The organism is Thermococcus sp. GR5, from assembly GCF_012027535.1.
GTDB lineage: Archaea > Methanobacteriota_B > Thermococci > Thermococcales > Thermococcaceae > Thermococcus > Thermococcus onnurineus.
Genome location: NZ_SNUN01000006.1, coordinates 67,336 through 90,140 on the forward strand (window position 1 = coordinate 67,336; position 22,805 = coordinate 90,140).

General features: G+C 53.2%; 27 protein-coding genes. 14 read left to right on the forward strand and 13 right to left on the reverse strand.

The annotated features are described in order from the left end of the window. Positions 1-7: 7 nt before the first annotated feature. Entirely contained in the window at positions 8-1,264 is a 1,257-nt protein-coding gene (locus tag E3E33_RS07055; protein WP_167711343.1) for a PLP-dependent aminotransferase family protein, read from the reverse strand. A 238-nt stretch (positions 1,265-1,502) separates the two neighbouring features. On the opposite strand from E3E33_RS07055, the gene E3E33_RS07060 reads away from it, so the two are divergent. Continuing rightward, the gene (locus tag E3E33_RS07060) at positions 1,503-2,471 is read left to right on the forward strand and encodes a ribose 1,5-bisphosphate isomerase (RefSeq protein ID WP_012572257.1); all 969 of its coding nucleotides are present in this window, start codon (positions 1,503-1,505) and stop codon (positions 2,469-2,471) included. A 54-nt stretch (positions 2,472-2,525) separates the two neighbouring features. Here the strand turns inward: E3E33_RS07060 and E3E33_RS07065 are convergent, their stop codons facing one another. Next, on the reverse strand, positions 2,526-3,383 hold the full coding sequence (locus E3E33_RS07065; RefSeq protein WP_167711342.1) for a hypothetical protein: 858 nt from the start codon (positions 3,381-3,383) through the stop codon (positions 2,526-2,528). Then, positions 3,373-4,629 carry a hypothetical protein gene (locus tag E3E33_RS07070; RefSeq protein WP_167711341.1) on the reverse strand — a complete coding sequence of 419 codons (1,257 nt, stop codon included), beginning with the start codon at positions 4,627-4,629 and terminating at the stop codon, positions 3,373-3,375. Before E3E33_RS07070 ends, E3E33_RS07065 begins: the two co-directional genes overlap by 11 nt. Positions 4,630-4,943: 314 nt before the next feature. On the opposite strand from E3E33_RS07070, the gene E3E33_RS07075 reads away from it, so the two are divergent. From E3E33_RS07075 to E3E33_RS07095, 5 genes are all read left to right on the forward strand, one after another. Then, positions 4,944-6,206, forward strand: a complete 1,263-nt coding sequence (locus E3E33_RS07075; protein ID WP_012572260.1) for a hypothetical protein — start codon at positions 4,944-4,946, stop codon at positions 6,204-6,206. Positions 6,207-6,211: 5 nt separating this feature from the next. Next, on the forward strand, positions 6,212-6,892 hold the full coding sequence (locus E3E33_RS07080; RefSeq protein WP_167711340.1) for a fibrillarin-like rRNA/tRNA 2'-O-methyltransferase: 681 nt from the start codon (positions 6,212-6,214) through the stop codon (positions 6,890-6,892). Between the two features lie 172 nt (positions 6,893-7,064). Next, the gene (locus E3E33_RS07085; RefSeq protein ID WP_167711339.1) at positions 7,065-8,117 is read left to right on the forward strand and encodes a hydroxymethylglutaryl-CoA synthase; all 1,053 of its coding nucleotides are present in this window, start codon (positions 7,065-7,067) and stop codon (positions 8,115-8,117) included. Positions 8,118-8,127: 10 nt separating this feature from the next. Continuing rightward, the gene (locus E3E33_RS07090) at positions 8,128-9,288 is read left to right on the forward strand and encodes a thiolase domain-containing protein (protein WP_012572263.1); all 1,161 of its coding nucleotides are present in this window, start codon (positions 8,128-8,130) and stop codon (positions 9,286-9,288) included. 1 nt (position 9,289) lies between these two features. Continuing rightward, positions 9,290-9,694, forward strand: a complete 405-nt coding sequence (locus E3E33_RS07095) for a Zn-ribbon domain-containing OB-fold protein (protein WP_012572264.1) — start codon at positions 9,290-9,292, stop codon at positions 9,692-9,694. Between the two features lie 105 nt (positions 9,695-9,799). Here E3E33_RS07095 and E3E33_RS07100 read toward each other — a convergent pair whose 3' ends face one another. Next, a complete protein-coding gene (locus tag E3E33_RS07100; RefSeq protein ID WP_167711338.1) occupies positions 9,800-10,093 on the reverse strand; it encodes a hypothetical protein in 294 nt (97 codons plus the stop codon). Between the two features lie 18 nt (positions 10,094-10,111). Beyond that, complete coding sequence (locus E3E33_RS07105; protein WP_012572266.1) at positions 10,112-10,615, reverse strand: GNAT family N-acetyltransferase; 504 nt, start codon at positions 10,613-10,615, stop codon at positions 10,112-10,114. Positions 10,616-10,685: 70 nt separating this feature from the next. Between E3E33_RS07105 and E3E33_RS07110 the strand changes: the two genes are divergently transcribed. Then, complete coding sequence (locus E3E33_RS07110) at positions 10,686-11,219, forward strand: multiprotein bridging factor aMBF1 (protein WP_012572267.1); 534 nt, start codon at positions 10,686-10,688, stop codon at positions 11,217-11,219. Positions 11,220-11,223: 4 nt separating this feature from the next. Here the strand turns inward: E3E33_RS07110 and E3E33_RS07115 are convergent, their stop codons facing one another. Beyond that, positions 11,224-11,631, reverse strand: coding sequence for a DUF356 domain-containing protein (locus E3E33_RS07115; RefSeq protein ID WP_012572268.1), 408 nt, complete (start codon positions 11,629-11,631; stop codon positions 11,224-11,226). Positions 11,632-11,844: 213 nt separating this feature from the next. Between E3E33_RS07115 and E3E33_RS07120 the strand changes: the two genes are divergently transcribed. The 5 genes from E3E33_RS07120 (at position 11,845) to E3E33_RS07130 (ending at position 14,453) form a co-directional block, all read left to right on the forward strand. Then, the gene (locus E3E33_RS07120) at positions 11,845-12,384 is read left to right on the forward strand and encodes a DUF505 family protein (RefSeq protein ID WP_255452930.1); all 540 of its coding nucleotides are present in this window, start codon (positions 11,845-11,847) and stop codon (positions 12,382-12,384) included. After that, complete coding sequence (locus E3E33_RS11090) at positions 12,312-12,629, forward strand: DUF505 family protein (RefSeq protein ID WP_255452929.1); 318 nt, start codon at positions 12,312-12,314, stop codon at positions 12,627-12,629. The genes E3E33_RS07120 and E3E33_RS11090 overlap by 73 nt, the downstream gene beginning before the upstream one ends. Beyond that, positions 12,554-12,742, forward strand: a complete 189-nt coding sequence (locus E3E33_RS10985) for a DUF505 family protein (protein WP_342764293.1) — start codon at positions 12,554-12,556, stop codon at positions 12,740-12,742. Before E3E33_RS11090 ends, E3E33_RS10985 begins: the two co-directional genes overlap by 76 nt. Positions 12,743-12,846: 104 nt before the next feature. Next, positions 12,847-13,425 (forward strand): TATA-box-binding protein, encoded by a 579-nt coding sequence (locus tag E3E33_RS07125; protein ID WP_012572271.1) that lies wholly within the window; start codon positions 12,847-12,849, stop codon positions 13,423-13,425. A gap of 20 nt (positions 13,426-13,445) precedes the next feature. Next, positions 13,446-14,453 carry a histone deacetylase family protein gene (locus E3E33_RS07130; protein WP_167711337.1) on the forward strand — a complete coding sequence of 336 codons (1,008 nt, stop codon included), beginning with the start codon at positions 13,446-13,448 and terminating at the stop codon, positions 14,451-14,453. 14 nt (positions 14,454-14,467) lie between these two features. Here the strand turns inward: E3E33_RS07130 and E3E33_RS07135 are convergent, their stop codons facing one another. From E3E33_RS07135 to acs, 3 genes are read right to left on the reverse strand one after another with little or no spacing between them, the layout of a single operon-like run. Further along, the gene (locus E3E33_RS07135) at positions 14,468-15,076 is read right to left on the reverse strand and encodes an indolepyruvate oxidoreductase subunit beta (protein ID WP_012572273.1); all 609 of its coding nucleotides are present in this window, start codon (positions 15,074-15,076) and stop codon (positions 14,468-14,470) included. Then, positions 15,073-17,019 carry an indolepyruvate ferredoxin oxidoreductase subunit alpha gene (gene iorA, locus E3E33_RS07140; RefSeq protein WP_012572274.1) on the reverse strand — a complete coding sequence of 649 codons (1,947 nt, stop codon included), beginning with the start codon at positions 17,017-17,019 and terminating at the stop codon, positions 15,073-15,075. Before iorA ends, E3E33_RS07135 begins: the two co-directional genes overlap by 4 nt. Before the next feature lie 11 nt (positions 17,020-17,030). Then, positions 17,031-18,410, reverse strand: a complete 1,380-nt coding sequence (acs, locus tag E3E33_RS07145) for an acetate--CoA ligase alpha subunit (protein ID WP_167711336.1) — start codon at positions 18,408-18,410, stop codon at positions 17,031-17,033. A gap of 186 nt (positions 18,411-18,596) precedes the next feature. Between acs and E3E33_RS07150 the strand changes: the two genes are divergently transcribed. Further along, entirely contained in the window at positions 18,597-19,271 is a 675-nt protein-coding gene (locus E3E33_RS07150) for a metal-dependent hydrolase (RefSeq protein WP_167711335.1), read from the forward strand. A 45-nt stretch (positions 19,272-19,316) separates the two neighbouring features. Beyond that, positions 19,317-20,315: a cell wall-binding repeat-containing protein gene (locus E3E33_RS07155; RefSeq protein ID WP_012572277.1), complete on the forward strand. Its 999-nt coding sequence runs from the start codon at positions 19,317-19,319 to the stop codon at positions 20,313-20,315. A gap of 73 nt (positions 20,316-20,388) precedes the next feature. Here the strand turns inward: E3E33_RS07155 and E3E33_RS07160 are convergent, their stop codons facing one another. From E3E33_RS07160 to E3E33_RS07175, 4 genes are read right to left on the reverse strand one after another with little or no spacing between them, the layout of a single operon-like run. Continuing rightward, on the reverse strand, positions 20,389-20,535 hold the full coding sequence (locus E3E33_RS07160; RefSeq protein ID WP_012572278.1) for a C2H2-type zinc finger protein: 147 nt from the start codon (positions 20,533-20,535) through the stop codon (positions 20,389-20,391). A 48-nt stretch (positions 20,536-20,583) separates the two neighbouring features. Next, positions 20,584-21,396 (reverse strand): hypothetical protein, encoded by an 813-nt coding sequence (locus E3E33_RS07165; protein ID WP_167711394.1) that lies wholly within the window; start codon positions 21,394-21,396, stop codon positions 20,584-20,586. A gap of 43 nt (positions 21,397-21,439) precedes the next feature. Then, complete coding sequence (locus E3E33_RS07170; protein WP_012572280.1) at positions 21,440-22,081, reverse strand: membrane protein; 642 nt, start codon at positions 22,079-22,081, stop codon at positions 21,440-21,442. Further along, entirely contained in the window at positions 22,081-22,797 is a 717-nt protein-coding gene (locus tag E3E33_RS07175; protein ID WP_167711334.1) for a creatininase family protein, read from the reverse strand. The genes E3E33_RS07170 and E3E33_RS07175 overlap by 1 nt, the downstream gene beginning before the upstream one ends. Between the last annotated feature and the right edge of the window lie 8 nt (positions 22,798-22,805).

Below are 22,805 nucleotides of genomic sequence, written 5' to 3' on the forward strand. Positions count from 1 at the left end.
GATAGAATCAGCCCTTGATAGCCTTTATTTCCTCTTCTATGACTCCTGCAAGCCTCTTAACGCCCTCATGTATCTTTTCCTCTGGGACATATGTAAAGTTCAAGCGCATGGTGTTCTTGACGTCCCTGTGGGCGAAGAACGCCTCACCCGGAACGTAGGCGACACCCTTGGCAACGGCCTTCTCCATCATGAGCTTGGTGTCGATGCCCTCAGGAAGGGTAACCCAGATGAACATTCCTCCGTCTGGCTTGGTCCACTTAACGCCCTCCGGCATGTACTCCTCGAGGGCCTCAAGCATCGCGTCTCTTCTCGGCTTGTAGAACTCTATAACCCTCGGAATGTGCTCGTCGAGGTAGCCGTCGGCAACGTACTTCCAAGCTATGACCTGTCCGAACGGGTTGGCACAGAGGTCAAGGGCCTGCTTGGCTATCTCCATCTTCCTGATGAAGTGCGGGTGGGCCGCTACCCATCCCAGCCTGAAGCCCGGAGCAAATATCTTCGAGAAGGTGCCGAGATAGATAACCCTTCCCTCGTCGTCGAAGTGCTTAATGGGAGGAATTGGCTCTCCGGAGTAGCGGAGCTCGCTGTACGGGCTGTCCTCAACGATTAGGAAGTCGTACTCTTGGGCCAGCTCTACGAGCCTCTTCCGCCTGTCAAGGCTCATCGTAACACCCATCGGGTTCTGGAACGTCGAGACGGTATAGACGAACTTGACCTTCTTTCCTTCGGTCCTGAGCTTTTCTAACTTCTCCTCAAGGAGATCAATCATCATACCGTTGTCGTCCATGGGAATTGAGACGAATTCAGGCTCGTAGTACTTGAAGGCGTTAAGCGCAGCCAGATAGGTCGGACCCTCAACAACGACTATGTCTCCAGGGTTTATGAAGACCCTTCCAATGATGTCAAGGGCCTGCTGGCTTCCAGCGACCATCATTATCTCGACTTTGCTCGTCGGAATACCGTAGCGCTTTTCCATCCAGTCCGCGAGAGCAAGGCGGAGCGGTGTGAAGCCCTTCGTCGTTCCGTACTGGAGTGCCTTGTCTGCATGAGTGTTAAGTATCTCGGCGGTTATCTTCTTGATTGTCTCCACGGGGAATGTCTCCGGGGCGGGAAGGCCGCCGGCGAGCGAGATAACGTCTGATGTCTCGACGAGCTTGAGGAGCTCTCTAATCTCTGAGGCCTTCATTTCCTGAGCCTTGTCAGAGAAGTATACCTCAAAATCCAGTGAACCAGAACTCAGCTTCCGCATGAGTTTTTCCCCCACTTCCGTTCCCCCCATTTAATGAACACTTTTGAGCGCATCACCAATTCTATACATGTGATGGTAGCGGCGATTGGTTATAAATCTTTCTGCAATGGTCGTTAGAGCCCTTTACTTTTGTAAAGGAGCCTTTTTGAGCGTGTTTGTGAACATCAAAGAACATAAGGCTTCACCAGTGAACATGGAAAGTTCTATAAACCCCTTAGATACAATGTGAGTTTACCGGTAAGGGGTGATAGAGATGGCGGTAGTGAAGGAAGTGCTCGAAATAGCGGAGAAGATCAAGAACATGGAGATTAGGGGAGCCGGGAAGATAGCCCGCTCAGCTGCCTACGCACTCCAGGTTCAGGCCGAGCAGAGCAAAGCGACCAACGTTGACGAATTCTGGAGCGAGATGAAGCAGGCGGCAAAGATTCTCTTCGAGACGAGGCCGACGGCAGTCTCTCTGCCAAATGCGCTCCGTTACGTCATGCACCGCGGAAAGGTGGCCTACGCAGGAGGGGCCGACCTCGACCAGCTAAAGTTCGTCGTCATCAACGCGGCTAAAGAGTTCATCCACAATTCCGAGAACGCCGTTGTGAGGATTGGAGAGTTCGGTGCCAAGCGCATAGAGGACGGCGACGTCATAATGACCCACTGCCACAGCAAGGCAGCTATAAGCGTCATGAAGACCGCCTGGGAGCAGGGCAAGGACATAAAGGTCATCGTCACGGAGACGAGGCCCAAGTGGCAGGGCAAGATAACGGCTAAGGAGCTTGCCAGCTACGGCATTCCGGTTATATACGTCGTTGATTCCGCGGCGAGACACTACATGAAGATGACGGACAAGGTCGTCATGGGCGCGGACAGCATCACCGTGAACGGTGCGGTTATAAACAAGATTGGAACGGCTCTTATAGCGCTGACTGCCAAGGAGCACAGGGTATGGACGATGATAGCGGCCGAGACCTACAAGTTCCACCCGGAGACCATGCTCGGCCAGTTGGTTGAGATTGAAATGCGTGACCCATATGAGGTCATTCCAAAGGAAGAACTGGAAACCTGGCCAAAGAACATCGAGGTCTGGAACCCAGCCTTCGATGTTACCCCGCCTGAATACGTGGATGTCATAATAACCGAGCGCGGAGTTATTCCACCGAGCGCGGCAATCGACATCCTCAAGGAGGAGTTCGGCTGGGCCCTCAAGTACACCGAGCCCTGGGAGGACTGAGGCTTTTTTCCTTGTCTCTTTCTCTGCCCTTTCGATTGTGAAAAATGAAAGGCCTTAACCCTCGATGCTTCCCGCGGTGAATGCTTCTGCGTAGGCCTTTACAACTTCCTCGTCGCCCATTATCATAAGGACTCTCACCAAATCCATCCCCCTAACTTCAACGAACTCAATGTACAGATGATTGTCTCTAACGAAAAAAGCTGAATACATGGGTTTTAGCACCTCTGTTTCTAAGATTCCCACATGCTCCTTTTCTTTGAAGCCGGCGGATTTGATTTTCTTAAGGGTGGCCTTTAAAATTTCCTCGGGCTTACAGGTACAGGTTCCGTTGAACCAAGTGGAAACGAACCGTCCTCCACCAGTGCTGTTGAACCAGTAAGGGTTCTCCAAGAGCTCACCTGCCTCGATTTTCCAGCTTCCGTTGGATATCGGTATCGTGTAAACTGCTACTCTCACTGAACCCGCGGAGACAGCGGTCTCTTTTCGTTTATCCACCCTTTTCAAATCGCTCCAAGAGTTCCCGTCGTTTTTGACTCTCCACCGAAGGAATAGACCATAGCCAGCTTTCCCTTCCGCTTCCAGCACTGCCTTTCCTGTAGCCTTGGTGATGTAGCACGGTGGGCTTATCCCCAGTTCCTCAGCCCAGTCTTCGATCACGTAAAAGCCCTTATCTCCATGGGGCCACGGGGTAAAGCTCTCCTCGTACTCTACAACTGACCCGTTTGGTAGATAACGGTGAACAGTTACCACAGGCATCGAGGGCCAGTAGGATACGTTCGAAGTTAGGAGGCAATTCTTTGAACCTTCATCCTGTTCTGTCTCTCGGATGGGCATTTTGGAATACAACACCACCGCAAGAAAAAGTAAAATAATGGAAAGTATGAGCAGTTTTGTGATAGTTCTACCGTTCAACTGTATCACCCCCGGATAATGGTTCTGGCCCGCTTATGCATGTTGGGTATATTACGTATAAATCCGCGTTTTGCCAGTTCCCTACCAAAATCCAGTCCACGCTTAATGCCTCATAATTTCTTGCTCCCGTGTGGACTTGTAGGTATTCGTACCCGTTGCTGTAAATTCGGTATCCTGTAAAGGACATTACATGAGGCCATGTTATCCATTTACCACTTTCCTCTAAATACGCCTGAAATGTTCTAAATAATCCTGGTCTGTTGTTGTCAACCCCATACTTCAATTTGCCAAACAACCAGGAGGGATCTGGATTCTCGTACCAATAAACTTGATATGAGCAATGTGGAGGATCAGCCAGTTCCCCTTCCCAGTAGCGGCGAATGGCGTCTTGGTAAAATGCTTCAAGACCAGGCCCAATGTCATCGGGAGCAGTGTTCCCATAGTAATCAGTGTGCATAAGGTCATGGAGGATATCTATTATGGCCTCCCGATACCAGTCAGTACGATATTGAGGCTCGTAATAACCCACAACCATAGAACCTGCGATTGGAGCGCATCCGTCGTCATCTCCCCAGGGATCCGGGGCTGGCCCAAGGTTTGAATCTGTATCTGATGCTCCTCCTGGATCTGTATCGGTCCATGCTGGAACGCCGTAGATTATCTTCTCAGACGTTATTGTTGCCAGTGGAGTAATCGGGTATTTCGGTGTTGTAAGTACTATGGATTCTATTGATTTCCACTCTTTTTGGTTCTTGGTGGCCTCAACTTCCAGTGAGAGAGTGTATCTGCTTGGCTTTTTGTATTCTCCTCCTTTCATGTCTACTACTTTGTCTCCTGCCAGCAGGCCGTAGCTTAGCCCTCCAAGGTAGGCAAAGCGGTAGTTTTTCGCTCCTTTCCTCGCGGCGAGTTCTCTTATCAGGTCGCTTGGAGTCTTCTCTCCAAAGCCGGCCTCCAGAATTGCTGGTGGTAAATTCCTGTTGGCTGATACTATGATGTAGCCGATGGTTTTTCCATTCTTGACCATTCTGAACTCATAAGCGGCTAATCTACCATCGGGGAAGTAGAGGGGGGTTGGGTTGGTTGGGATTGCTCCGTTGAATTCCGGGAACTTGTGGAGTTCCCTAAGTGCGAGTGCTTTGACTGTGGCTAAGGGCACTGCTTCGGGCTTGTCAAATGGGACTGCCGTCACGACCCCCCCTAACAAGAAAAGTCCGATGAGTAACACCACAGGGGCCTTCCAGTTCATAATCTGCACCTCGAATAGGGGGTCGCGTTACAAAATATGCCGTTAGATTATTTAACTCTTTCTATCATCAGAAGTGAAAACTTGGCTAGAACTAAGTTATATTGGTATAAATCCCAAGTCGTTGCACATACATAAACCTATGCGATGCGGATCGATGACCCTTAAAACCCAAACTGATCTGGTTTATCGACTGCTGGTTTATCGACTGCCGGCATGCCTCTATAGGGGGGTTAATACTGAACGAATACACGCAAGGGTTTAAAACGCCTAACCCTTTTATACTTCGGAGACAAAAAACTGAGAAGGTGATGAGGATGAAAGCGTACCTTGCTGAGAACGTCAGGGGCATCTACGCCTTTGACGAGAGCGGTAATCTCATCGACCAGAAGGTCTTCTCGGGAAAGCCAGAAGTGAGCCTTGACAGGCTTTTAAAGGGCGAGTCGAGCGACGAGCTCCTTTCGTTCCTCAAAGAGCTTGAAAGCAGGGGCTACGACGAGTTCGTGGTCGAGGACTCGGAGCTGAGCAGGGCTTTAAAGGAGCTCGGATACAATGTTACTGCTGAGTTCCCGAACATAGCCGGTGAGAAACTTCGTTCAATCCCGGAAGAGTTTTTGGGCGAGAACTGGTTCGACGAGTACTTCAGCGTCGGTGTGGCCCTGACAAGGCTCCGCATACAGGAGCAGAGCGGTGCGAGAGATAAGATGATAATCCAGGCCATCGAGGCGCTTGATGACATTGACAAAGTCATCAATCTCCTAGTCTCCCGCCTCAGGGAGTGGTACAGCCTCCACTTCCCGGAGCTGGACGAGATTCTGCCCAAGCATCAGCAGTACGTTGCCTTCGTCAAGGCCATAGGACCGAGGGAAAACGTCACCGAGGAGAAGCTCAGGGAGCTTGGCCTTCCCGATGGAAAGATCGAAAAGATAGTCAAGGCCGCCGAGAGCTCCATGGGCGCCCCGCTCGGCAAGTTCGATAGTGACATAATCCAGAAGCTCGCCAGCGAGATAAGCGACCTCTACAAGCTAAGGGAGCAGATAGAGGACTACCTCGAGACTGCCATGGACGAAGTAGCGCCAAACCTCAAGGCCCTCGTTGGTGCGAAGCTCGGTGCCAGGCTGCTCAGCCTCGCTGGAGGCCTCAAGGAGCTCGCCATGATGCCGGCATCGACCATACAGGTTCTCGGTGCCGAGAAGGCGCTCTTCAGGCACCTCAGAACTGGTGCCAAGCCGCCGAAGCACGGTGTCATATTCCAGTACCCGGCCATAAACCGCTCACCGTGGTGGCAGAGGGGTAAGATAGCAAGGGCTCTCGCCGGCAAGCTCGCCATAGCTGCCAGAGTCGATTACTTCTCCGGCGAATATATCGCTGAAGAGCTCAAGCAGGAGCTGGAGCAGAGAATAAAGGAAATCAAGGAGAAGTACCCGAACCCGCCCAAGAGGAAGGCCAAGCCAGAGAAGAAAAAGAAGGAGAAGAAGTTCAAGAAGAAGGGCAAGGAGAAGTTCAGGGGCAGGGAAAAGAAGAAAGGAAAAGGCGAGGGTAAAAAGGGTGGAAAGAAGAAAAAGAAAGCCAAGAGGTGATTTGAATGAAGATTAAAAAGCACAAGTTCCCGGGCGTTTACGTCTTCATTGATGAGGACGGGAGCGAGAAGATAGCCACCAAGAACCTCGTCCCCGGCCAGAAGGTCTACGGCGAGAGGCTGATCAAGTTTGAAGGCGAGGAGTACAGGGTCTGGAACCCGAGGAGATCAAAGCTCGGCGCGGCCATACTCAATGGCCTCAAGCACTTCCCGATTAAGCCGGGCTCAACCGTGCTCTACCTCGGTGTGGCGAGCGGAACTACTGCATCCCACGTCAGCGACATAGTCGGCTGGGAGGGCAAGGTCTTTGGAGTGGAGTTCTCGCCGCGCGTTCTCAGGGAGCTCGTTCCGATAGTCGAGGAGAGAAGGAACATAGTCCCCATACTCGGCGATGCAACGAAGCCAGAAGGTTATCGCGCGCTGGTTCCCAAGGTGGACGTCATCTTCGAGGACGTCGCCCAGCCTACGCAGGCGAAGATACTCATCGACAACGCAAAGGTCTTCCTCAAGAGCGGCGGCTACGGAATGATATCCGTCAAGAGCAGGAGCATTGACGTCACCAAGGAACCGGAGCAGGTCTTCAGGGAGGTCGAGAAGGAGCTTGCAACCTACTTCGAGGTCGTCGAGAGGCTTTCGCTTGAGCCCTACGAGAAGGACCACGCGCTCTTCGTGGTCAGGAAACCTTGAGATTTCCTTTTTTGACAAAACTTTTCAACTTCTGTTCTCTGGAGGCAGGAGAGCCATACACTCAACTTTCTCGTCAATCGTCGAAAAAGCCTTTCACTTTCACCGAAAGACTTTTATAACTCCCGTCTCAACCTTAGGCGGAGTTACGTTCAACTTTTGTAGGTGATGCCCCATGAGAAAGCTCCTGAAGCCCGTCAAGGACGTCGGTATCGTCGGCTACGGTGCCTACGTTCCAAGGTATAGAATCAAAGCCGAAGAGATAGGAAGGGTCTGGGGAGTTTCGAGCTTCCCGATCGAGGAGAAAGCCGTTCCAGGTCTTGACGAGGATGCACTCACAATTGGAATTGAGGCAGCGAGAAATGCCCTCAAAAGGGCGAGGATAGATCCAAAGCTCATCAGGGCGGTGTGGTTTGGAAGTGAGAGCAAGCCCTATGCGGTCAAGCCAACCGGAACTGTCATAGCCGAGGCAATCGGTGCGACTCCTGACGTTAGCACCGCTGACTTCGAGTTCGCCTGTAAGGCTGGAACTGAGGCTCTCCAGACTGCCATCGGCTTCGTCGGCTCCGGCATGGCAGATTACGCTATGGCCATCGGCGCCGACACGGCCCAGGGAAGGCCCGGCGACCACCTCGAGTTCACCGCCGGCGCTGGAGGTGCCGCTTTCATAGTTGGCGAGAAGAGCAGCGAGACCGTTGCGTATTTTGAGGGAAGCTACTCCTACGTCACCGACACTCCGGACTTCTGGAGGCGCCAGCACGAGCACTATCCGAGGCACGGAAACAGGTTCACCGGAGAGCCGGCTTACTTCCACCACATAATCAACGCCGCCAAGACCCTGATGGAGGAGCTCGGTTTAACCGTTAACGACTTTGACTATGCTGTTTTCCACCAGCCAAACGTCAAATTCCCGCTTACCGTCGCGAAGATACTTGGAATTCCGAAGGAGAAAGTCCTCCCGGGACTGCTCACTGGAATAATCGGAAATACATACAGCGGCGCCACGATGGTCGGTGTTTCTGCCGTTCTCGACATCGCCAAGCCTGGCGACAGGATTCTGTGGGTATCCTTTGGTTCTGGAGCCGGAAGCGACGCCTTCAGCATCGTTGTACAGGACGCCATAGAAGAAAAGCGCGACCTCGCGCCGAAGACCATGGACTACGTGAACAGGAAGAAGTACATCGACTATGCCCTCTACGCAAAGGCGAGAAGGAAGTATATAATGTGAGGTGGTTGAGATGGAAAAGGCCGTCATAATCGGTGCCGGAATGACTCCCGTTGGGGAACACTGGAAGCTTGCCCTTCGCGATCTGGCCGTTGAGGCGATCCTCAAGGCCATGGAGGACGCTGGAATCGACAGTGTTGATTCCCTCTACGTTGCAAATATGATTTCAGGACCGCTCGTCGAGCAGGAAAACCTTGGTGCGCTCATAGCCGACTGGGCTGGCCTGGGCAACATCCCAGCTGTTAAAATCGAGGCAGCATGTGCCTCCGGCGGTGCTGCAGTACAGGAAGGAGTTAAGGCAGTTCTAAGCGGTCTCGAGGACGTAGTTGTCGTCGTCGGCGTTGAGAAGATGACCGACGCTTGGCCAAGCGATACCACCAGATATCTCGCCTACGCCGCTGACGCCGAGTGGGAGCTCTTCCATGGGGCCAGCTTCGTCGCCCTTAACGCGCTCATCATGCGCTATTACATGAAGACTTACGGCTACACCGAGGAGGATCTGGCCTTATTCGCAGTTAATGCTCACGCCAACGGTGCTAAGAACCCTTACGCAATGTTCAAGAAACCAATAAAGGTTGAGACTGTCCTCAAGAGTCCTTATGTGGCGGACCCGCTCAAGCTCTTTGACGCGTCCCCTGTCTGCGACGGTGCCGCGGCCCTGATAATCACCACGCCTGATAAAGCGAAGGAGCTAGGTGTTCCTAAGGAGAAGTGGGTCGAGGTTGCCGGAATAGGAAGGGCCATCGATACCATAAATCTTGCCAACAGGGAGGATCTGCTCGACCTCAAAGCTGCAAGGGTAGCCGCCCAGAGGGCATACAAGATGGCGGGCGTCGAGCCAAAGGACATAGACTTCTTCGAGGTTCACGATGCATTCACGGTTATGGCCGCTTTAAGCTTGGAAGCCCTCGGAGCCGCAGAGCGTGGTAAGGGTGCCCAGCTCGCAAAGGAGGGCCAGATAGCCATCGACGCAGATTATCCAATACAAACAATGGGTGGGCTAAAGGCCAGGGGACACCCAGTCGGAGCGACCGGCGTTTACCAGACGGTCGAAGCGGTTCTCCAGCTGCGCGGAGAAGCGCCGACTCAGGTGCCTGACGCCGAGATAGGCCTGACCCAGAACATAGGTGGAACAGGTTCGAACATAACTGTTAACATCCTGAGGAGGGTCTGAAATGGCGAGGCCAATGCAGGTTTCGAGGCACTGGAGGCACTTCCGTGAGAAGTACAGACTCATCGGCAGTAAGTGTGAGAACGGCCACGTTCACTTCCCGAAGAGGAGCATCTGTCCAGTCTGCGGCTCGAGGAACATCGAGGAGATTGAGCTCAGCGGCAAGGGTAAGGTCCTAAGCTGGACCATCGTTAGGAACCCGCCGAGCGGCTTCGAGTACTACAAACCCTATCCGCTCGCCCTTATCGAGCTCGAGGAGGGGATAACAGTTCTCGCCCAGCTGACAGACGTCGATCCCGAGGAGATTGACTTCGGCATGGAGGTCGAGGTCGTCACCAAGAAGATAAGGGAGTTCGAGGAGGACGGAATAATCCTCTACGGCTACAAGTTCAGGCCGCCGATTAAGTGAGGAGCACCTTTTTTCACCATTTTTCCCAAACGATCCTTGACATTGATATATGGTGACGTCATTATCCAGACAAAGCCAACCAAACAAAAGAAATCTGGAACAGGATCAACTCTTCTCAATCCTCATCTTATCCCCGCTCTCGAACTCCAGCTCAAGTTTGCCTTTCTCCATCTTCACCTTCACACCATCAACAACGGCCTCTAGCTTTCCATCCTTGGCCTCGACGCCGAGCATCTCGGCTATCTCTCCAACGCTCCTCAGCGAGCCGTTCATCGTGGTTTCGAGCTTCTCCCCACCGCTCTCTATCGTAACCTTCAGCTTCCCCCTTCCTTCCCGTATAAAACTCTCCTCGTTCAAGTTTCTCACCCTCTCAGGGTTTGGCGGACGTATGCAGGGCATTCAATCCACCCAATAGTTTTAGCTTTCTCTCTTCCCTTTATCATCCTTTCGAATGTCCTTCACCATTCGAACCCATATCCCGCTCTGCTCTACCCTTCTAAAGCCGCAGTCCTCGTAGAATTTCATGGCCTTCTCGTTCTTCTCGCCCACCCAGAGCTCTATCCTGTCGTTGTACCTGCTCAAGTATTCGAGGCACTTTTCCATCAGCTTGTGCCCGATTCCGTGCCCCTGAAAGCGCTTGTCAACGACGAACTCGTGGATAGCTCCAACGGTCCTCCCCTCGTACTTGCTGTACCAGTCATTGTCACAGACGATAAAGCCGGCTATCTCGTCGCCGACTTTGGCAACAAAGAAGCCGTCCTTGGCTTTGTTCCAGCACCAGCGAAGGTAACGCTTGGCGTAACTCTCACCCTCACCACCGTACTCTCGCATACCCTCGTAGCCGCTCATGTATATCTCTATCAGCCTCTCAAGGGTCTCCTGATCGAGCTTTTGCAGCTTCTCTATCCTTACCTTACTCATCAATATAAGCTCATCGAGGGGTTTAAAAAGGATAGCTCCGAGCTTTAGGTGGAGTCAGAAGGTGATTGAAATGGCGAAGGCTAAGCCGAAGTACTGCGAGATATGCGGCGCGCCCATAAGGGGTCCAGGTCACAGGATAAGGCTCGAAGGAGCCGAGGTTCTCGTCTGCGACCGCTGTTATGAGAAGTATGGAAGGAAAAAGGCAGGCTTCAGCATAATGCCCACGGGCAGGCAGCCAGTCAGGAGGACCTACTCACGGCCAAAACCCAAGCCGGCTCCCAAGCCGAGGACGGAAAGACCTCTTTACACAGAGGAGATAGTCGAGGACTTCGCTGAGAGGGTTTACAGGGCCATACAGCGCTCGGGCAAGAGCTACGAGGAGCTTTCGCATGAAATTGGCCTTTCGATGAAGGACCTGCGCGCGATAGCCCACGGCTACCGTGAGCCCACGATAAAGGAAGCGAAGAAGCTCGAGAAGTACTTCAAGATAACACTCATCGAGAGAGTTGAAGAAGAAGTTAAAGAGAAGGTCACAATTCCAAAGGACTACGAACCGACACTTGGTGATATAGCCAACATCAAGATTCGGAAGAGGAAAAAGTGAGGACTTAGAACTCCTCCAGATCTTCCTCCCTCTTCTTCTTGAGCTTCTCAGCCTTCGTTCTCTTCGGCGGGTGGAAGCCTTTGAGCTTCTCGAAGGTTCCCCACATACGAATTAACTCCTCCCAGACCTCTGTATCGGGGGGAATAACCAGAATGTGAGCAGGTGGATGAATATCCATCAGCCTGCCTATCGCCTTAGCTGGAGGCAAATCTATCTGCGCTATCACGTGGGCCCTGAACTTTTTCCTCGGCTTCTCACCGCTTATCTTCTCAAACGCCCAATCAGAGAGTACGGGAGGTATTATCCTCGGATCCCCCCTTATCTTCATGCCGCCGTAGCGGACGAGGTCGGCCAGTGCTATGCTGGCCTTCTGAAAGTTGTCAGTCCTTACCAATACCATCGTGTTTCTCATATTCTCACCAATTCGTCCTTGTTGTGAGCCTTTTTAAGCCTTCTCAATTTTTAGTTACCGAAGTTTTAAAAAATTCGAGTGAGGAAAAGTGCAGAAAACAACCGGAGGAATGATGATGTTCCTGAAGAGGAGGCACCTGGAGATTCTCAGGGAGATGAAATAATCTAGATACTCAAACTGGCTGTCGAGACCGGCCAGATTCCAGAGGAATGGATGAAGCTCCTCAGGGAGAGGCAACTCGCCGACGAGAACAGTGTCAACGACCTCAGCAGAGAACTTCTCCAGATATACCGCGAGAGCCACCCGATAGTCTACCTCACACCCGAGATAGTCTCCTTCCTGAGAGGGATGCCCAAGATTGGAACACTCGACGAGCTGGTGAACTACAAGAACTCGAAGCTCTACGAGGACAACCTCGTCAATGCACTGCAGGCCACGAGACTGCTCCTGATTTCGCCGGCAACGGAGAGTGGTAGAGCCTTCACCACAACACCGGCTGACAAGCTCGCACTCAGGGCCGCAAGCATGATTCCCGTCTTCGCCGGGACTATAATCCTGAGGAAAGAAGATTTTGAAGCTCTCAAGGCCGGAAAGAGGAGTGAGGGCAGCGATGCCCAGGCTTCACCGATTAGAAAGGAATCACCGAATTCGGTAAGACCGTCATGGAGACCTACGAGGCCATGGGAAGGGTTGAGGAGAAGGTACTGCCCATTTACCTGCTTGCAGACGAGCTCAAAGTTCTCAAGGCGATAGCAGAGATAGAGAAGAAGCACGAGGCCAACCCAGAGATACTGCCCACCTACACCGAGATCGAGAAGCTTGCCAAGGTCGATGATCTCGGAGCCATACTTCACCTGCTCGAATCAAAGGAACTCCTCGAGAGAAAATTCATGAAGAACAAAGACACCTACTGGTTAACCGGGTGGGGCAGAGAAGCCAAGGAGTTCGGCGTTGTAGATACAGGAAGGACGAGATCGACGTCATTAAGAAGTACCTAAGCCTCAGCGATGAGGAGATAAAGAAAGTCCTAACAATGCTGAGGGCACTTGGATTCCTCGGCGAGAATAGCCTCACAGAGGCTGGAAAGGTGCTCGTCGAGGCTTACCTATGAACCAGTATTCTTTTACTTTTAACACTTGAACGACCTAAACCTTTAAAAACTCCTTGCGTTCATTTATAAAGGGTTTTTAAACCCACCATCTGGAGGTGTAAGCCTTGGTCGACATGAGCAATGTAAAGCTCAGGATTGAGAATATTGTCGCTTCTGTGGACTTATTCACTCAACTCAACCTTGAGAAGGTCATCGAAATATGCCCCAATTCCAAGTACAATCCCGAAGAGTTCCCTGGAATAATATGCCGCTTCGAGGAGCCGAAGGTGGCCCTGCTAATATTCAGCTCCGGCAAGCTCGTCGTCACCGGTGCCAAGAGCGTCGAGGACATCGAGAGGGCTGTCAACAAGCTCATCCAGATGCTCAAGCGTATAGGTGCCAAGTTCCAGCGCGCGCCGCAGATAGACATCCAGAACATGGTCTTCAGCGGCGATATAGGAATGGAGTTCAACCTCGATGCCGTCGCTCTGAGCCTGCCCAACTGTGAGTACGAGCCCGAGCAGTTCCCGGGCGTTATCTACCGCGTTAAGGAGCCAAGAGCCGTTATACTGCTCTTCTCCTCAGGAAAGATAGTCTGCTCTGGAGCCAAGAGCGAGCACGACGCCTGGGAGGCTGTTAGGAAGCTCCTCAGGGAGCTTGAGAAGTACGGGCTCATCGAGGAAGACGAAGAGGAAGAGTGGTAAGCCCTTGGAGGACGCGGGCCTTGCCCGCCTATGAAGTTTTGTACTCTCCCATTTTCCGTGAACACAGGCCAAAAGAGTACCATCCCGAAAATCCGAGCAGACTTGAGTACGCAATCGAGGGACTTAAAGAGCACAACCTATGGATCAACGTGAGGGAGCCGGAGGACACGACCATAACCGAACTTCTTAAAGTTCACGGACGCGAACACGTTGAACTCATTAGAAAACTGAGCACAGGTTTTGACTACCTCGATCCCGATACCTACGTTTCCCCTGGAACCTGGGAGGCGGCTTTGAAGGCGTTAGGGGCTTCAAAAGAGGTCGCTCTATCCGCCATGGAGAAGAAAGGCCTTTATCTTGCCCTAGTTAGACCGCCCGGGCACCACGCAGGCAAAGACGGCAGGGCCTTCAACGCCCCTTCTTTAGGCTTCTGCATATTCAACAACGCTGCATTCGCCGCATACACTCTGAAGGAACTCAAAGGAAAGGTCGTTATCGTAGACTTCGATGCCCACCACGGCAACGGCACTCAGGAGATATTCTGGAACGACCCGAACATAATCCACATAGACCTCCACGAGCGCGACATCTATCCATGGAGCGGTTACGAGCACGACATCGGCGGCAGAGATGCAAAAGGAACAAAAATAAACATACCCATGCCGCATTACTCTACTGATGACGACTACATCTTCGCCTGGAGAGAGGTCGTACTGCCGATCCTTGAGGAAATCAAACCGGAGGTCGTTTTAGTATCCGCAGGCTTTGATGGCTTTCGCGGCGAGTACCTCACGATGCTCAGACTAACGGAAAGGTTCTTCCGCTATGCGGGCTCAACGCTGTCCAGGTACTCCCTCGCTGTAATCCTCGAGGGTGGCTACAACGTTGGGCTGAAGAAAGGTCTGCCTGCCTTCATAGAGGGCTATTTAAACGAGAAAGACGTCGAAGAAATCGCCCATCCAGGCTACGAAGCAATAAAAACTGTGGAGAGTGTGGTAGAAATACAGAGGGAGTGGTGGGGGATTTAAGAAAAACAGGGGCATCAGAGCCCCAGCATCTCTTTTGCCGCCTGGACTCCAAGGTCGAAGGCCTTCATGTTGACCTCAACGGCTTTCGGCGGGACGCTTACGCGAATGACTTCCTTGACGTGCTCGGCGTCGAGCGGAAAGCCCGGTGTCTGGGTCAGTGCGCCGATGAGGACGACATTCGTGGTGATGACGTTGCCGGCCTTCATGGCGAGCTCTTCGGCGTCGAAAGCCATGAACTTAGCCTCAAAGTCCTCCTCGACGACCTTCTTTATCTCCTCGAGACTCGGGTACTTGGCGAGGCCCATGGAGACCTGAACCGGCGGAATCGGCCTCGCGTTAGTGAAGACCAGGCCACCCTTCTTGAGGTAGTTGATATAGCGGAGAGCCTCAACCGGCTCGAAGCTTAGGATAACATCGGCCTTTCCTTCAGGAACCATTGCGCCATAAACGTCCTCGCCGAAGCGGACGTAAGCGATAACGCTACCGAAGCGCTGGCTCATGCCGTGAACCTCACCAACTCTCACTTTGTAGCCGGCGTGGAGGGCGGCCCAACCAAGAAGGTTGGCGGCAGTGAGGATACCCTGGCCGCCAACTCCGGTGATAACGATGTTGTACTCCCTCATAGCTCTCCCTCCCTGACCTTCTCAAAGGCATCGAACGGACAGACCTGCGCACATCCGCCACAGCCCCAGCACATGAGCGGATCGACCTTGGCCTTGCCGCTCTCAGCATCCCAGTAGATCGCAGGACAGCCGTAGGCGTTGATACATATCTTACAGCCGGTACACTTCTCCTCGTTGACCTGGTATAGCGGCCACTTGATTCCGGCCCTTCTGAGCTCGCCGATCCTGTGGAGGGCGCAGACCCTTCTCGAAACAACGACGCTCACACCCTCAACCTGGAGGGCCTTCTTGATGGTCTCGGTGGTGGCCTTTATGTCGTAGGGGTCAACGACCGCAACAAAGTCTGCACCGAGTGCCCTGGCGACCTCTTCGATCTTGATCTGCTTACCCGGTCCGTGCGGGGTGTCGCCCGTTCCCGGGTTCGGCTGGTCGCCGGTCATTGCCGTGACGAGGTTGTCCACGACAACTATGACGACGTTGGAGCGGTTGTAGATGGCGTTCGCCAGAGCCGGAAGTCCCGTGTGGAAGAAGGTCGAGTCTCCAATGGTTGCCACGATGACCTTCTTCTCTTTGCCCTCCTTGTGCTCATCCTCAGCGACAGAGCCGTTGAGGGCTATGCTGAGACCGTGGGCAACTCCGATCGAACCGCCCATCGCGACGGTTGTATCGACGGCCTTGAGCGGCGGGAGAACACCGAGGGTGTAACAGCCGATGTCGCTCGGGAATATCGCCCTAGGCGTCGCGGCCTTCTTTATGGCGTAGAAGGTGTTCCTGTGAGGACAGGCAGGACAGAGGCTCGGCGGCCTCGGCGGGACCATCTCACTAACTTTTTTGTACTTCTCGTCAAGCTCGGCGAAGTCTATGGGCGTCTCAAGGCCGAGGAACTTCGCTATGGCCTCGACGGCCCTTCTCGTGGTCATCTCGTAAATCCTCGGGACGAGATCCTTGCCGTGAATCGGGATGGTGAGGCCCTTGTCGTAGGCCCAGGTCTTGACTTGCTCCTCAACGACGGGCTCGAGCTCTTCAACGATGAGAACCTTCTCGAGGCCGTCAATGAACTTCTCGAGCAGGCCGTAGGGGACAGGGAAGGGCGTTCCAAGCTTGAGGATTTTGACGTCTTCGATGCCGAGCCAGGCAAGGGCTTCTTTAACGTAGGCGTAGCTCAGACCGGGAGCGATGATACCGACCTTGGCGTCTTCCTTACCCTCTATCCAGTTGAATGGGCAGTTGTTAAGCTCCTCGCGGATCTTCTCGATCTTCTCTAGTATCTGCGGGTGGAAGCGTCTGGCGTTGGCTGGAACATCGACGAATCTGCTCGGATCCTTCTTAAACTCACCGAACTTCCTCTTACCGGTCTTTATTTCCTCTGGAAGCTCGCCGAGAACGACATCTCCCCTCGCGTGGGAGCTCCTAGTGGTGGTTCTGAGGATAACGAAATGCTTAAACTTCTCGCTCAGCTCGAAGGCGTACTTCGTCATCTCCTTGGCTTCATGAGGTGAAATCGGCTCTAGAACCGGGACGTTGGCGAACTTAGCGTAAACACGGGTATCCTGCTCGTTCTGGCTGCTCCACATGCTTGGGTCGTCCGCCACCATTATGACGAAGCCGCCCTCGACACCCATTCCGACGGCGCTCATGAAGGTGTCAGCAGCGACGTTTAAACCAACGTGCTTCATTGCCGTCATAGCCCTCAATCCGGCCCAGGCGGCGCTCAAAGCGGTCTCAAAGGCAACCTTCTCGTTGGTCGAGTACTCCATGTAAACACCGGCCTTTTTAGCAACCATAGCCATAGTGTCGGTGAGCTCTGAGCTCGGCGTTCCAGGATATGCCGCGAAAACCGCTATGTTGGCCTCAAGCGCTCCTCTGGCTATGGCCTGGTTACCGAGGAGGATAACCTTCTCCCCGGGCTTGTCCCACAACACTATGTCGGTAACCTTCGCCATCCAAAATCACCTCATTTTCCTTCCTTCAAAACTCCAACGTCCTTCGCGAACTCGACAAGGGCATAAGCGGCAGAAGCAACATCTTCCGGCCTCTCGTAGCTTGGAATGCCTGCCTTTTCGAGAACCTCCTTGGCGGGCTCGCTTATGTAGCCGGCCATGAAGAGTCCAAGAACGGGCTTGCCGTTGTTGACCTCTTTAACCGCCCTGACGACGCCTTCAGCGTGCTCGGTTGGCGTCATTCCTGCGAAGGTTGGGACGACGCATATCGCTATGAGCATGTCAACGTTCGGATCCTCGAGGAGGAGCTTCGCAGTCTTATAGTAGTCCTCGCCTCTCGCGCTCGCTATCATGTCAACAGGGTTCTTCACCGCTGCCATCGGCGGGAGGAAGGAGCGGAGTCCCTCCATCGTCTTCTCCTCGAGGTTTGCAAGCTTGAGGCCGCGCTTGTCAATTTCATCCGCAGTGAGGACTCCTGGCCCGCCGGCGTTGGTCATTATCGCGACGCGCTTACCCTTCGGCAATGGCTGGGTGAAAGCCCTCGCCATGCTTAGCATGTCATCTATAGTATCAGCCACGATGATGCCGCTCTGCTTGAATGCGGCCTCGTATATCTTGTATGAACCAGCAAGAGAACCCGTGTGGCTTGAGGCTGCCCTGGCTCCACTCTCACTCTTTCCAGCCTTGAGGACTATGACCGGCTTCTTCTTGGTAACGCGCTTTGCGACCTCCATGAACTTCCTTCCATCCTTGATGCCCTCGATGTAGAGTGCTATGGCCTTGCTCTCCGGGTCGTTCGCCAAATACTCCATGAACTCGGCGAAGTCAACATCGGCCATGTTGCCTATGCTGACGAACTTGGAGAACCCTATGCCCTCCTTGATGGTCTTGTAGATGATTCCAGCTCCCAGAGCTCCGCTCTGGCTGATGAAGGCGATGTCCCCCTTCTTGGCGTTGGCTACGAAGGTGGCGTTCATGTCGTTGTGGGTGTTCATTATGCCGACGCAGTTCGGTCCGACGATCCTCATGCCGTACCGGTGGGCTATCTCGACAAGCTCGCGCTCCTCCCTCTTGCCCTCCTCGCCAACCTCGCCGAAGCCCGCTGTTATGAGGATTATCCCCTTGACGCCCTTTTCGCCGCAGTCGATTATCGTCTGCTTCACGAACCTCTTCGGGACGACGACAACCGCGAGCTCAACCTCATCTGGGATGTCCTTGACGTTTTTGTAGGCTTTGACGCCCTGAACGACCTCATCCTTGACGTTAACCGGGTAAACCTTGCCGTCCTTGTAATCTTTGAGGTTCTTGAAGACCTCGTAGCCTAACTTGAGGGGGTCATTAGAAGCTCCAATAACAGCTATGGCCTTGGGTTTAAAGAAGTAATCAAACGTCATCACATCACCGAGCTAGACTCGGCGGAATTCTATATAAGCTTTCCTAAAAAGGACAGTGAGGCAGATATGGGCATGGAAGAGAATAAATAAAGCCCCAATGGGCTAAAAAGACCATCATTGCCCACTTCCAGAGAAGTCGAAAGATTTAAGTAAGTTCTGGTTATTATATCCGTCGGAGGTGATGACATGGTGAAGGTGAGGTTTTTGGGCCACGCTGCTTTCGAGATCGTCGGAAGCAAAAGGATTCTGATAGATCCCTTCCTGACCGGCAATCCTGCAGCTGCCGCAAAGCCGGAAGAGCTCGAAGCAGACCTGATTTTAATAACCCACGCCCACGGTGACCACATTGGTGACGCCGTAGGGATAGCCAAAAGAACTGGTGCCAAGATAGTCGCCATGTACGACATAGCCAATTACCTCGTCGAGAACAACCCTGGTATAACAACTATCGGAATGAACTATGGTCCGACCGAGGTTGATGGGATCAAGATAGTCCAAGTCCCAGCCTGGCACTCCAGCAGCGATGGTAAGTACAGTATCGGAAACGCCTGCGGCTACGTAATCGAGCTCGATGGAGTCAAGATATATCACGCCGGCGACACCTTCGTGTTCAAGGACATGGAACTCCTCAACGAACTCTACGGGCCGATTGACCTGGCTTTACTCCCGATAGGTGGTCACTTCACAATGGGACCGAAGGAGGCCGCAAAGGCTGTGGAGCTTCTTAAGCCGAGGAAAGTCGTTCCGATGCACTACAACACCTGGCCACCGATCGCCGCGGACCCGGAAGAGTTCAAGAAGCTCGTCGGAGACAAGGCGGAGGTCATCATCCTCAAACCGGGCGAGATCCTGGAACTTTGAAAAACCTTTTAAGGAGCTTTCCCCACTCTTTTTTCAGGTGATAAAATGGTTAAAAGGGCCATTGCCTTGGTGCTCATCCTGTTCATGGTTTCATCCCTCACACTGCCCCTCTCCGCCGCTCAAGAGGAGACCCCAAAATACGACCTGATAATCGTGAGGAATGATGATCTGATAGATTACATCGTGGCGTGGCCCTACGCCAAAATGCTCGGTGTCCCTATTCTGCCTGTCGATCCGAAGGAACTCGATCCTGGAACGCTGGCCCAGCTCCAGTCCTACGCTCAGTTCGGCTGGAGCCATGTACTTATCATAGGAGACTCTCAGGCCGTAAGCAACGAGGTTCAGGACGAACTGCTGAACATAGGCTTTGTGGTCGAAAGGATAGGTGGGGCCGTTAGAACAGAAACCGCCGCAAAGCTGGCCCTCCATTTCTACCCCAACGGCGCGGAGACCGTTGTTGTCGCAAGCTCCAGTGATTACGGTTCGGCTCTGGCGGCGGCAAGATGGGCAATGAACTATGGCGATCCTCTGCTCCTCACACAGGAGGACGCTCTGTCAGACTCAACGGCCAACGCAATACAGAAACTCAACCCAGATCTTGTCATCCTGATCGGTGCAGGAATGTCAAAGGATGTCCAGAAGAAGATAGAGTCCCTGGGCTACGAGACCTACTGGGTGAAGGAGAACATAGAGATAACCGTGCCCAAACCTGAAGAAGGAACTAACTGGGTCATGGTCATCGCTGCGGTGATGTTGTCTCTGGCAGTCGCAGTGCCGGTTTCGCTCTACTACGCCAAGAAGCGCTGGGCGGCAAACAAGGTGCCTATCGAGGTTCTCACCGAGAAAGAGCGTATAGTTGTCAGGGCAATCCTTGAGAGGGGCGGGATTGTCAAGCAGGAAGAGCTTCCGGAGCTTACCGGCTACTCAAGGCCAACGATAAGCAGAATCATCCAGGAACTCGAGAAGAAGGAGCTCGTCACAAGAGAAAAGGTCGGGAAGACGTTCATCGTCAAGCTAACGAAAGAGATAGTAATCAGAGACTAACGGTCAGCAAGCCCGAACCGCTCATCACGGTTCAGACCCTTAATCTTTTCTTCATCCCAGAAAAAGGGAAGAATCAGGCCTTTCTGAAGAGATGGCCGTGCGCTTTGTTGATGTGCCTCACATAGTCCTTGCTCTTGCGGAAGACCATCCCGCACCTGGGGCAGCGGAAGTAGAGCTCTCCGTCCCTGTCCTTGAACTTGATGGCCTTCAACACCGCCATCTCCTCCACCCCCGTCGCTGGTAGGAGATTGAATTTTTAAGCTTTATGTCAGATCCATATCCTGTTGCCCTTCACCTTGAGGTAGCCCAGCGTTTGGAGCTCCTTCAGGAAGTCTTCTATCGCTTCTTCATCAAAGTATATGTTTAGTCTCTCGTGCTTCCCCTCGACCACTATGGGTTCTCTCTCAAGGAGGGTGTCAATGAGCTCGTTCTTCCTTCTGTGCTTTTCAGCGAGATCGAGGATGACGTCAGTCAGGACGGAGCGGGCTATACCGTCGAACATCGCCTCAACGATGCTCTCCTCAGTTGCATAGTCCTCAGCTATCTCGAGTGCAGCCTCAACGAGCTCCCTGTCAACTTCCATGACCTCAACGTAGTAGTGCTTCTCAAGTGTGAACTCTGTCACCATGCTCGTCTCGAAGCGCTCCTCGAGCTCCTCGAGGTACTCGTCAACCTCCTCTATCGGAAAGCGCAGCTCGACCCTCAGGCCATCCAGCAGAGGTTTCTCCATGAGGACGAGCCTCCCATCCTCCTCAACGACCGCACCGGTCTCGATTAGTGATGTGACTATGAGCAGCTTACCCAGGTCAGACTCGTCAAAGAGCTCCTCAAGGGCCTTCCCCTGGTTGACCTCCCAGTTGGCCATGATGTCGTCAAAGGCAGCCCTCAGCTCCTCGAGGCTCTCTTCAAGGGGCTCTATACCCTCCGCCTTCTCAACGAGCTCGGCATAGGTGCCGCTTATGACGATGTAGTGTGCTATCTCGGGCGAAACCTCTTCCTTGGTCCTGTTCATTATCCCAGCCCTGCTCAGCTCCCTCGAGAGGGCGTTCATATCGTCTTTGCTAAGAACCTCGAACCTCAACCGTCTCACCGATTAAAGAGAAAGAAGGAAAGGTTATTAACCTTTAGGCCTCGGCAAGGGCCGAGAGGAGCGCCTTCAGGGGCTTGTTGTGGAGGGACGAGAGAACTTCCTTAAGTTCTCCCTCCATACCCTTCTGATAGGAGGTGTAGAGGTACAGCGCGTAGGCCATGAGCTTCGGGTCGCCCTCGTTCATCCTCTCGACGGCTTCCGCCAGGATAGGATTGGTTAGAAGCTCATCGGCGAGGCTCCTCAAGGCTTCCCTGTCCCCTTCCTCAATGGCCTTCCTAAGCGGACGGTAGAAGAGGGACAAAACAAGTCTGGCGAGCCTCTCCCTCTCCTCTAGCTCATCCATTGGTGTCTTTGGCTCCTCCCGCTTGCTCCACAGCAGGTATATGAGCGGGAAAACTATGGCCGTTAAAGCAACAAAGAGATACGGCAGGAGCGGGATATTGATCTCTCCGGGGAGGCGGTTCCTGATGCTCATGAGGGCGAGGAATCCCACAAGCATCCAGACGCCCATGAGCAGGAGATAGTAGATTGAGTAGTCTTTTCTCCGGAACGCCCTGTACTTGGACGGTGCGCCTATCTCATCAAGGTAGCGAAGTCTGTTCTCCACGAGTTCTATCTCAGCCTCGAGGCGCTTTATGCGCTTATCAAGTTCCTCCAGAACTTTCTCATTTTCCATTAATCCTCACCCAGCAGAAGGCGAGCTATCTTCTCGCTGATTACACCCAGTATTGCCTCGCCGTTCTCCCTTGTCGCAGATCCGGGATCGTCGTTGACTCCATCCGGAAACAGTTCCCTCCCTATGTCCTTCCTGATGACCCTAACCCTGCTCGTCCTTTTCTCGCCGACTGCTTTGTCCATCTTCACGAGTTCCGGCCTTATGGCGAGCATCACCGACGTTTCGTCCTGGCCTGCATGGCCCTGGCTGGAGCATATGCTGAGTATGTCCTCCCTGAAGTCGATCCACCAGTTTATGAGCCATATCTCGGCGTTCGGATAGCTCTCCGCAACTTCCTCGGCCGCCTCAACGAGAGGGTAAACGTTGCCCCCATGGCCGTTCATGAGGACTACCCTCTTGAAGCCCTCCTCGACGAACTCCGAGATGACCTCCCTAACGTAGGCTTTGAAGGCATCGGCTCTAACGTTGATGGTCCCGGGATAAACGTTCAGGACGAATGTATGGCCGTACCATATCGGCGGCGCTATTAGAACGTCCTTCCCCGCGTTTCTCACTCTCTCCTCCACGCGCCTGCAGAGCTCTAGAGGGGCAAAAACGTCAGTACCAAGAGGCAGGTGCCTGCCGTGGGCTTCCACACTCCCAACGGGAATAAGAACCGTATCTATTGATTTCTTAGCTTCCTCAAAATCAGGCCAGGTGAGTTCTTCCATCCTCATAATTATCC

What these genes read in the sequence shown, in the direction of transcription:
- E3E33_RS07060 (WP_012572257.1), top strand. Translation starts at nt 1,503, where the DNA reads ATGGCGGTAGTGAAGGAAGTGCTCGAAATAGCGGAGAAGATCAAGAAC.
- E3E33_RS07070 (WP_167711341.1), bottom strand. Translation starts at nt 4,629, where the DNA reads ATGAACTGGAAGGCCCCTGTGGTGTTACTCATCGGACTTTTCTTGTTA.
- E3E33_RS07075 (WP_012572260.1), top strand. Translation starts at nt 4,944, where the DNA reads ATGAAAGCGTACCTTGCTGAGAACGTCAGGGGCATCTACGCCTTTGAC.
- E3E33_RS07080 (WP_167711340.1), top strand. Translation starts at nt 6,212, where the DNA reads ATGAAGATTAAAAAGCACAAGTTCCCGGGCGTTTACGTCTTCATTGAT.
- E3E33_RS07085 (WP_167711339.1), top strand. Translation starts at nt 7,065, where the DNA reads ATGAGAAAGCTCCTGAAGCCCGTCAAGGACGTCGGTATCGTCGGCTAC.
- E3E33_RS07090 (WP_012572263.1), top strand. Translation starts at nt 8,128, where the DNA reads ATGGAAAAGGCCGTCATAATCGGTGCCGGAATGACTCCCGTTGGGGAA.
- E3E33_RS07095 (WP_012572264.1), top strand. Translation starts at nt 9,290, where the DNA reads ATGGCGAGGCCAATGCAGGTTTCGAGGCACTGGAGGCACTTCCGTGAG.
- E3E33_RS07100 (WP_167711338.1), bottom strand. Translation starts at nt 10,093, where the DNA reads ATGCCCTGCATACGTCCGCCAAACCCTGAGAGGGTGAGAAACTTGAAC.
- E3E33_RS07105 (WP_012572266.1), bottom strand. Translation starts at nt 10,615, where the DNA reads ATGAGTAAGGTAAGGATAGAGAAGCTGCAAAAGCTCGATCAGGAGACC.
- E3E33_RS07110 (WP_012572267.1), top strand. Translation starts at nt 10,686, where the DNA reads ATGGCGAAGGCTAAGCCGAAGTACTGCGAGATATGCGGCGCGCCCATA.
- E3E33_RS07115 (WP_012572268.1), bottom strand. Translation starts at nt 11,631, where the DNA reads ATGAGAAACACGATGGTATTGGTAAGGACTGACAACTTTCAGAAGGCC.
- E3E33_RS07120 (WP_255452930.1), top strand. Translation starts at nt 11,845, where the DNA reads ATGAAGCTCCTCAGGGAGAGGCAACTCGCCGACGAGAACAGTGTCAAC.
- E3E33_RS11090 (WP_255452929.1), top strand. Translation starts at nt 12,312, where the DNA reads ATGGGAAGGGTTGAGGAGAAGGTACTGCCCATTTACCTGCTTGCAGAC.
- E3E33_RS07135 (WP_012572273.1), bottom strand. Translation starts at nt 15,076, where the DNA reads ATGAGGGAGTACAACATCGTTATCACCGGAGTTGGCGGCCAGGGTATC.
- iorA (WP_012572274.1), bottom strand. Translation starts at nt 17,019, where the DNA reads ATGGCGAAGGTTACCGACATAGTGTTGTGGGACAAGCCCGGGGAGAAG.
- acs (WP_167711336.1), bottom strand. Translation starts at nt 18,410, where the DNA reads ATGACGTTTGATTACTTCTTTAAACCCAAGGCCATAGCTGTTATTGGA.
- E3E33_RS07150 (WP_167711335.1), top strand. Translation starts at nt 18,597, where the DNA reads ATGGTGAAGGTGAGGTTTTTGGGCCACGCTGCTTTCGAGATCGTCGGA.
- E3E33_RS07155 (WP_012572277.1), top strand. Translation starts at nt 19,317, where the DNA reads ATGGTTAAAAGGGCCATTGCCTTGGTGCTCATCCTGTTCATGGTTTCA.
- E3E33_RS07160 (WP_012572278.1), bottom strand. Translation starts at nt 20,535, where the DNA reads ATGGCGGTGTTGAAGGCCATCAAGTTCAAGGACAGGGACGGAGAGCTC.
- E3E33_RS07170 (WP_012572280.1), bottom strand. Translation starts at nt 22,081, where the DNA reads ATGGAAAATGAGAAAGTTCTGGAGGAACTTGATAAGCGCATAAAGCGC.
- E3E33_RS07175 (WP_167711334.1), bottom strand. Translation starts at nt 22,797, where the DNA reads ATGAGGATGGAAGAACTCACCTGGCCTGATTTTGAGGAAGCTAAGAAA.